Source organism: Pseudodesulfovibrio karagichevae, assembly GCF_041414475.1.
GTDB lineage: Bacteria > Desulfobacterota > Desulfovibrionia > Desulfovibrionales > Desulfovibrionaceae > Pseudodesulfovibrio > Pseudodesulfovibrio karagichevae.
In genome coordinates this window covers 40,052-46,513 of record NZ_JBGLYH010000030.1, presented here as the reverse complement: position 1 = coordinate 46,513, position 6,462 = coordinate 40,052, and the positions used below count along the sequence as shown (strand labels likewise).

Below are 6,462 nucleotides of genomic sequence, written 5' to 3'. Positions count from 1 at the left end.
AAAGTTCGTTTTTCTCATTTGTAACACCCTATTTATACAAGTGGTACCTCTCTTGACGAACTTGAGTCAACAATGGGCTATAGTCAATTGGTGTTATTCGGTTGTGCGGCTCCTACATAATGCCGTTGGAAAAGGGCTTCCCTCTCTCCCCCTTCCCCCCTGGACCCCCAACCCCCTCTCACCCTCCTAAACTTTTTCTATCCGCTTCGCGGGGCGGGGCGCTGAATAGGGGCAATTGCTCCAAAATTTTTTGGCTGTCTCTCCCCATCGAGCGTGCCTTGCCCTGGAGCGATTCGGGTGCGCCAGCAACCGACAGCGGCTCTTTTCTCTTCAGCCACCAAATCGTCCTCGGAATAGGCTTTCGAGAGTGGTGCAGCTGTGCATTTTTAAGTGAATTGTAGGCGAGTCTTCGAGCCTTACAAGATCTTATGCCCCAGGTACAGATCCGGGGGGCTTTCACCGCAGCGTAGTCCTCCTACGTGAGGATGAAAGCCCCCCGGAAAAAATGTGCAGATGCGCCGCTATCGGAAGCCGCTTGCCTAAAACCTGGAAATACGTAACTATGCCGCGATTTCCTGTTCACGGTACTAAAGGAGTGTGTAATGGCTAAAGATTTCAGAGAATATCTCGTCGAGTGCTACCGGTCCGACGATTTCGGCCGCGCGTTCAAGGAACTGGCCGTGGGCTTCAAGCTGTTCGTCTCGTTCCAGGCCAGCGAGGTGCACAGCTGCACCCCGGAGGAGACCCTGGACGACATCAACCAGTACACCCACTGGGAGGTCTCCCTGCGGTCCACCACGCCGCCCATCGACACTCCCGGCGTCGGGCCGTGGATGTCTCTGCGCGAAAAGGAGTGGGCCGAGCCCTTTGACCGTCCCGAGTTCCATCGGGCCATGGTCGGCGAGTTCATTCCCACCGAGCACTGCCAGCAAGTCCTTGAGGACTGCATCGCCTACGCCGTTGAGAAGGGCCACATCGAATCCGAGGCCGACATCCGCACCGTGGAGCCGGACGAGGAAGTCAAGAAGACCACCGGCTGCGGCGGCTGCGCAGGCAAGAAGAAGCCCGTCCAACAGTCCGCCGAATAGACGGCTCTTATCCCGCATGTAAAAGGCCCGCCTGATTCCAGGCGGGCCTTTTTTTTATCGTCGAGGCCCGGGGACGCGCTTATCGCCCGTAGGTGGCGGTGATTTCGGCCTTGCCCAGGGTGTGCCCGTGGAGGGTGAACCCGACCATGGCGGCCGGGCTGTCCGGGCCGAGGTCGAGCTGGGCGACGTCCAGGGCGTAGATGGTGAAGACGTACCGGTGCGGGGCGTCGTGCTGCGGCGGGCAGGCCCCGCCGTATCCGGGCTGGCCGAAGTCGGTCCGGCTCTGCACGGCCCCGGCCAGGAGTGCGCCGCCCGCGTTGCCCGCGCCCTGCGCAAGCGCGCGGCAGTCGGCTGGGATGTTGAAGACGACCCAGTGCCACCAGCCGCTGCCGGTGGGGGCGTCGGGATCGTAGACGGTCAGGGCGAAGCTCTTGGTGCCCGCCGGGGGGTTGGTCCAGGCCAGGGCCGGGGAGACGTTGTCGCCGGTGCAGCCGAAGCCGTTGAGCAGGTATCGGTTCGACAGGGTGCCGCCGTCGGCCACGTCCGGGCTGGACAGGGTGAAGCCGCCCGCAAGGCAGGTCGCGGCCAGGGCCAGGACCAGGGCGCAGGCCGGGATGACGGCCGGGATGAATCGTGTCTTGTGCATGAAATGCCTCCTTGAATGTGTTGGAAGACGTTCTAGCAGCCCGGGGCGATGGCCCGCCGTCACGATCCGGCCAAAGGTGGCCCCAAAACGGCGTTGTATCGCGCCACCCGGCTGGGGCTGACGCCGAAGCGCTCGCGGAACAGCCCGGCGAAGCGGGAGGCGGAGTTGTAGCCGCAGCGGTAGGCCGCCTCGCCCACGGTGACGTGGCCCGTCTGCAACAGGGCGAGGCCGGAATTGAGCCGGACCTCGCGCAGGACGTCGGTCAGGGAGGTGCCTTCCCGGCTCAGGTGGCGGCGCAGGGACCGTTCGCTGGCCCCCAGCCGGGCCGCAACGGCCTCCGCGTTCCAGCCGCGCCCCGGCTCCATGCCGATGAGCCGGGCGCACCGCGCGCCCCAGGTCGAGGCCGCGTCCCAGAGGAGCGGCAGGCGGCCCGTGCCCCCGGCGGTGAGCAGGAGCAGCTCCTCGCGGCACAGGGCCAGGAGCCCCTCGTTCCCCGGATCGGCGGCGGCCATGAGCAGCAGGTGGTCGAGCGAGGCCTCCACCAGGGGCGAGCAGGGCGTCTTCAGGGTTTCCAGGGAAAAGGCGGGCGGCGTGGGGCCGGTTTCGCGGGCGGCCATCCGGCCGATGGTCTCCTCGTCATAGGTCAGGCAGAGGGCGATGTAGCCGCCGCCCGTCCCGTCCGTGCAGTTCTCCACGGTGATCTCCATGCGGGCCGGGCAGAGGAATGCCTCGCCCGCCTTGAGCACCGTGCGCTCATTGCCGCGCACCACGGATTTGGACCCTTTGAGGATGACGAACAGGGCCGACCGGGACAGGGAGACCGCATGCAGCCGGTGGGTCACCGCGCTGGAGATCAGGCCCAGGTGCGGGATGTCCACGTGCCCGTCGCCGAGCGCGGTCCTGCCCGCAAGGGTGCGGAGCCGCCGTATGATGGCCGAGGTATCCATGGGCGGACGATAACAGCCGCCGGGGCGGTCCTCAAGTGGTTAGCCGTGCACGGCCAGGATGGCCTCGACCTCGATCTTGAGGCCGTCGGCGAACAGCCCGGCCACCCGGACCAGGGAGCTGGCGGGCAGGTGTTCGCCGTAGACGTCGAACAGGGCCTCGCGCAGCGGGTCCACCCGGTCCATTTCCGTGACGAAGGCCGTGACCTTGAGCAGGTTCTCCATGCCGGTGCCGTGGGCCGAGGCGACCAGTCCCATCTGCCGGAATATCTCGCGGGCCTGGTCCTCGACGGGCCCGGATTCAGCGGGGCCGCCAAAGGCCGTGAGCCCTGACAGGTACAGGGTGTCGCCGTGCCGGACGGCGTGGACGTAAGGCCCCAGCGGGGCGGGCAGGTCCGGGACGTTGGTTCGTTGTATGGTCACGGGTTGTCTCCTTTGGGGCGTACCGCGCCGCTCCTGAGGTACGGTATGATGACGTAGACCATGAGCGGGACGAGGATTCCGCTGACGGCCATGGCCTGTACGATGAGCGGCAGCTCCCAGGCCAGGCTGCGCAGCCCGGCGGTCAGCAGGGTGACGAGCGGCCAGACGCAGAGCCAGACCTTGAGCGCGAAGACGAGGTTAGGCATGGTCTTCCTCCAGTCGTTTCATGGCCGCCTGGATGGTCTCGTAGTAGCCGGGAAGGATGGCCGCCAGCTTGTCGCGGGCCGCCTTGGTCAGCCGGACCAGCTTGACGCGCCGGTCGTCCGCGCCGACGGACACGTCGATGAACCCGTCCTCGATCAGCCCCTTGAGCGTCCGGGTCATGACCGGCTTGGACACGTCGAGGTTGGCGGCCAGTTCGGTGACGGTCATCTCGTCCCTGTCCGGTTGGCGGTCGATGACCACCAGGATCATGTAGCGCAGCTGCGACAGGCCGTGCCGGGTGAAGTACTCGTCGAGGCTGCGGATGAGCAGGCTGCCCTTCTTCATCAGCACGAGGGCCTCCATGACCACGTCGGGCCGCATGCCGGGGAACCGTTCGTGGTAGCGCTCCAGGGTTTCCCTGGTGGGGAGCTCCTTGAGGAAGAACACGATCAGCCCTCCATGAACGCGGTCAGTTCCGCCGTATTGGTCTCGGCCCCGAAGTGGTGCACCACGTGCTTGCGCACGTGCTCGTGCTGGGCGCGTTCGAAGGCCGCGCAGGCGTCCTCGACCAGGTAGCCGTTGTAGCCCATGTCGTGGGCCTCGCGCAGGGAGGACTCCACGCAGACGTGGGTGACGAACCCCATGAAGAACAGGGAGTCGATGCGCCGGTTGCGCAGGAACGGGTCCAGGGTGGAGTTCTTGAGCACGCTCGCCCCGGACCGGCCGGTGACCACGAACTCGCCCTTGAGCGGCGCGAACGGCGCGACCCGTCCGGCCCCCTTGTCCTGCCAGGCCCCGGCCCTGGGGATGGCCTGGCGCAACCCCAGGACGTTTTGGCCGCCGTTGAAGATCAGGTAATCGGGGTCCGCGCTCAGGTCGAGGCCCGCATGGACCACGGTCCAGCCGTTGGCCCGGGCGGACTCGATGATCCTCGCGCCGTTGGCCACCGCCGCCCGGAACGGCTCGCGGTCCTTGATGACCTTCTGTTGCAGGATGCCCTCGTCCGAGATCCACTCCTGCTGGAATTCGATGAAGATGAGCGCCGAGCGCTCCCTGGTTATGTCGTGCAGCATGGTTTCCTCCATGGCTTCGCCGTGTCGGCTTTTATTGTTACCATGATAACTAATTTGCGTCGGGCAAATTGTCAAGGGGCGAGGGGAAGACTCGATCGGAGGGGATCAGCCGAAGAAGTAGGTCAGGGCGACCGCGTAGACCAGGGAGGGGAGCAGGTTGGCCAGCCGGATCTCGGTCAGTTCCAGGAGGTTGATGCCGATGCCCACGATGAGCAGCCCGCCGCAGCCGGTGATCTGGGCGATCATCAGGTCCGAGAAGTACTGCTGGAAGAACGAGGCCCCCACGGTGATGGAGCCCTGGTACAGGAAGACCGGGATGAAGGAGAAGATGACCCCGGTGCCGTAGGTGGCGGCGAAGGCGATGGCCGCGAATCCGTCCAGGATGGACTTGGTGTAGAGGATGGTGGCGTCGCCGTGGATGCCTTCCTCCAGCGAGCCGACGATGGCCATGGCCCCGATGCAGAAGAGCAGGGAGGTGGTCACCAGCCCGTCGGTGAAGGTGGCGTTTTTGGAGCGGACCAGCCTCTTGAAGCGGTTGCCCAGCCGTTCCAGCAGGGTGTCCAGCCTGAGCCATTCGCCGGTGATGCCGCCGAGCAGGACCGCGAAGATGACGATCAGGATGTTCTCCACCTTGAGCGCCATCTGCACGCCGATGAGCAGCACGCACAGGCCCAATCCCTGGAAGACGATGGTCCGGATGCGCTCCGGGAAACGGGATTGCAGAAAGCAGCCGATCAGCGAACCGCCGATGATGGCGCAGGCATTGACTATGGAACCGATGGGCAACATGGGTGTTTCCTTGATCAGACGTGGATATGTCGTCCAGCGGTGCTATCACCAAGCGTAGGGCCTGACAAGCTGAATGGCCCGTCGGGCCGAGGAAAAGCGGCTAGCGGAAGAGGGTGAAAACCGAGGCGCCCAGCACGTCGAGCGTGCCGACGAGGACCATCAGCAGCCCGGCGACCGAGCCTTCCTCGGCGCCGAGTTCGTTGGCCTTGGCCGTGCCCGCGCCGTGGGCGGCCACGCCGAGCATGGCCCCGCGCGCCAGGGCCGAGCGCAGGGGCAGCCGGTCGGCCAGGAAGCCGCCCACGATGGAGCCGAGCACCCCGGTGACGATGACGAAGACCGCCGTCAGGTCGGCCGTGCCGCCGATGTCCCTGGACACGTCCATGGCGAACGGGGTGCTGATGGAGCGCGGCAGCAGGCTGAGGCGCAGGGCTCCGTCTATGCCGAGGACCGAGGCGAAGGCCCAGCTGGTCGCAAAGGCCGTGGCCGATCCGGCCAGCATGCCGATGGACAGGATGGCCCAGTAGCGCCGGATCAGGCGGCGCTGCTCGTAGATGGGCACGGCGAAGGCGACCGTGACCGGCCCGAGCATGGTCAGCAGCCAGCCCGCCGAGTCGTGATAGCGGCTGTAGGACTCGCCCATGAGCCAGACCAGCACGATCAGCAGCGCCGGGGCCAGGGCCAGCGGCATCTGCCACCAACGGTGCCAGCGCCGGTAGGCGTACCTGGCCACCAGGTAGAGGGCGATGGTCAGCAGGGACCAGACCACGGCCTGGACCAGTGGGTGGTTCCAGAACTCAGTTGCGGCGGTCACGGCGGGCCTCCCGGCGGAAGAAGAGATCGACGGTCAGGGCGGTGACGTTCATGACCGCGACGGTGCCCAGGAAGATGACCGCCAGCAGCTTCAGGCCGAGCAGCCCGAAGAACTCCGGGTGGGCGGTGACGGCGGGCACGGCCGGGATGAAGAAGAGCAGCATCTCGCCCAGGTACCAGTCGGCCCCACGGCGCAGGCTGCGCAGGCTGATCTTCCCGCTGGCCAGCAGCAGGAAGACGACCAGCAGGCCGACGATGCCCGAGGGAACCGGGGCGTGGGTCGCCCGGACGAACCCGTCGCTCGCCAGCCAGACGAGAAAGAGCAGGCCGACCTGGGCCAGGCTGCTGTTGTGGAATTTCCGCCGCAGGGGAACGGCGATGGCTCTTGTTGTCATGATGAATACCTCGTGCCGGAAAGGTAGGGCGTCGCAGGTGATGAAGCAAATGACTTGTGTAACTTGAAACTATTCCATATTGGAATAGTC

At 65.7% G+C, this 6,462-nt stretch carries 10 protein-coding genes; 1 reads left to right on the top strand and 9 read right to left on the bottom strand.

Going from position 1 to position 6,462, the window contains the following annotated elements:
* The first annotated feature begins 602 nt into the window (after nt 1–602).
* Nucleotides 603–1,088 (top strand): hypothetical protein, encoded by a 486-nt coding sequence (locus tag AB6M95_RS11450; protein ID WP_371386884.1) that lies wholly within the window; start codon nt 603–605, stop codon nt 1,086–1,088.
* A 79-nt stretch (nt 1,089–1,167) separates the two neighbouring features.
* On the opposite strand, the gene AB6M95_RS11445 is transcribed toward AB6M95_RS11450, so the two are convergent.
* The 9 genes from AB6M95_RS11445 to AB6M95_RS11405 all read right to left on the bottom strand — a co-directional run bounded on the left by AB6M95_RS11445 (nt 1,168) and on the right by AB6M95_RS11405 (nt 6,372).
* The gene (locus tag AB6M95_RS11445; RefSeq protein ID WP_371386883.1) at nt 1,168–1,734 is read right to left on the bottom strand and encodes a YbhB/YbcL family Raf kinase inhibitor-like protein; all 567 of its coding nucleotides are present in this window, start codon (nt 1,732–1,734) and stop codon (nt 1,168–1,170) included.
* 59 nt (nt 1,735–1,793) lie between these two features.
* A complete protein-coding gene (locus AB6M95_RS11440) occupies nt 1,794–2,681 on the bottom strand; it encodes an AraC family transcriptional regulator (protein ID WP_371386882.1) in 888 nt (295 codons plus the stop codon).
* Nucleotides 2,682–2,720: 39 nt separating this feature from the next.
* The gene (locus tag AB6M95_RS11435; RefSeq protein ID WP_371386881.1) at nt 2,721–3,101 is read right to left on the bottom strand and encodes a RidA family protein; all 381 of its coding nucleotides are present in this window, start codon (nt 3,099–3,101) and stop codon (nt 2,721–2,723) included.
* On the bottom strand, nt 3,098–3,307 hold the full coding sequence (locus tag AB6M95_RS11430) for a putative antibiotic biosynthesis monooxygenase (RefSeq protein ID WP_371386880.1): 210 nt from the start codon (nt 3,305–3,307) through the stop codon (nt 3,098–3,100). The genes AB6M95_RS11435 and AB6M95_RS11430 overlap by 4 nt, the downstream gene beginning before the upstream one ends.
* Nucleotides 3,300–3,752: a MarR family winged helix-turn-helix transcriptional regulator gene (locus AB6M95_RS11425; RefSeq protein ID WP_371386879.1), complete on the bottom strand. Its 453-nt coding sequence runs from the start codon at nt 3,750–3,752 to the stop codon at nt 3,300–3,302. Before AB6M95_RS11425 ends, AB6M95_RS11430 begins: the two co-directional genes overlap by 8 nt.
* Nucleotides 3,753–3,754: 2 nt before the next feature.
* On the bottom strand, nt 3,755–4,378 hold the full coding sequence (locus tag AB6M95_RS11420; RefSeq protein WP_371386878.1) for a cysteine hydrolase family protein: 624 nt from the start codon (nt 4,376–4,378) through the stop codon (nt 3,755–3,757).
* Nucleotides 4,379–4,483: 105 nt separating this feature from the next.
* The gene (locus AB6M95_RS11415) at nt 4,484–5,167 is read right to left on the bottom strand and encodes a DUF554 domain-containing protein (RefSeq protein ID WP_371386877.1); all 684 of its coding nucleotides are present in this window, start codon (nt 5,165–5,167) and stop codon (nt 4,484–4,486) included.
* Nucleotides 5,168–5,267: 100 nt separating this feature from the next.
* Nucleotides 5,268–5,978 carry an LrgB family protein gene (locus AB6M95_RS11410; protein ID WP_371386876.1) on the bottom strand — a complete coding sequence of 237 codons (711 nt, stop codon included), beginning with the start codon at nt 5,976–5,978 and terminating at the stop codon, nt 5,268–5,270.
* Complete coding sequence (locus AB6M95_RS11405) at nt 5,962–6,372, bottom strand: CidA/LrgA family protein (RefSeq protein ID WP_371386875.1); 411 nt, start codon at nt 6,370–6,372, stop codon at nt 5,962–5,964. Before AB6M95_RS11405 ends, AB6M95_RS11410 begins: the two co-directional genes overlap by 17 nt.
* Between the last annotated feature and the right edge of the window lie 90 nt (nt 6,373–6,462).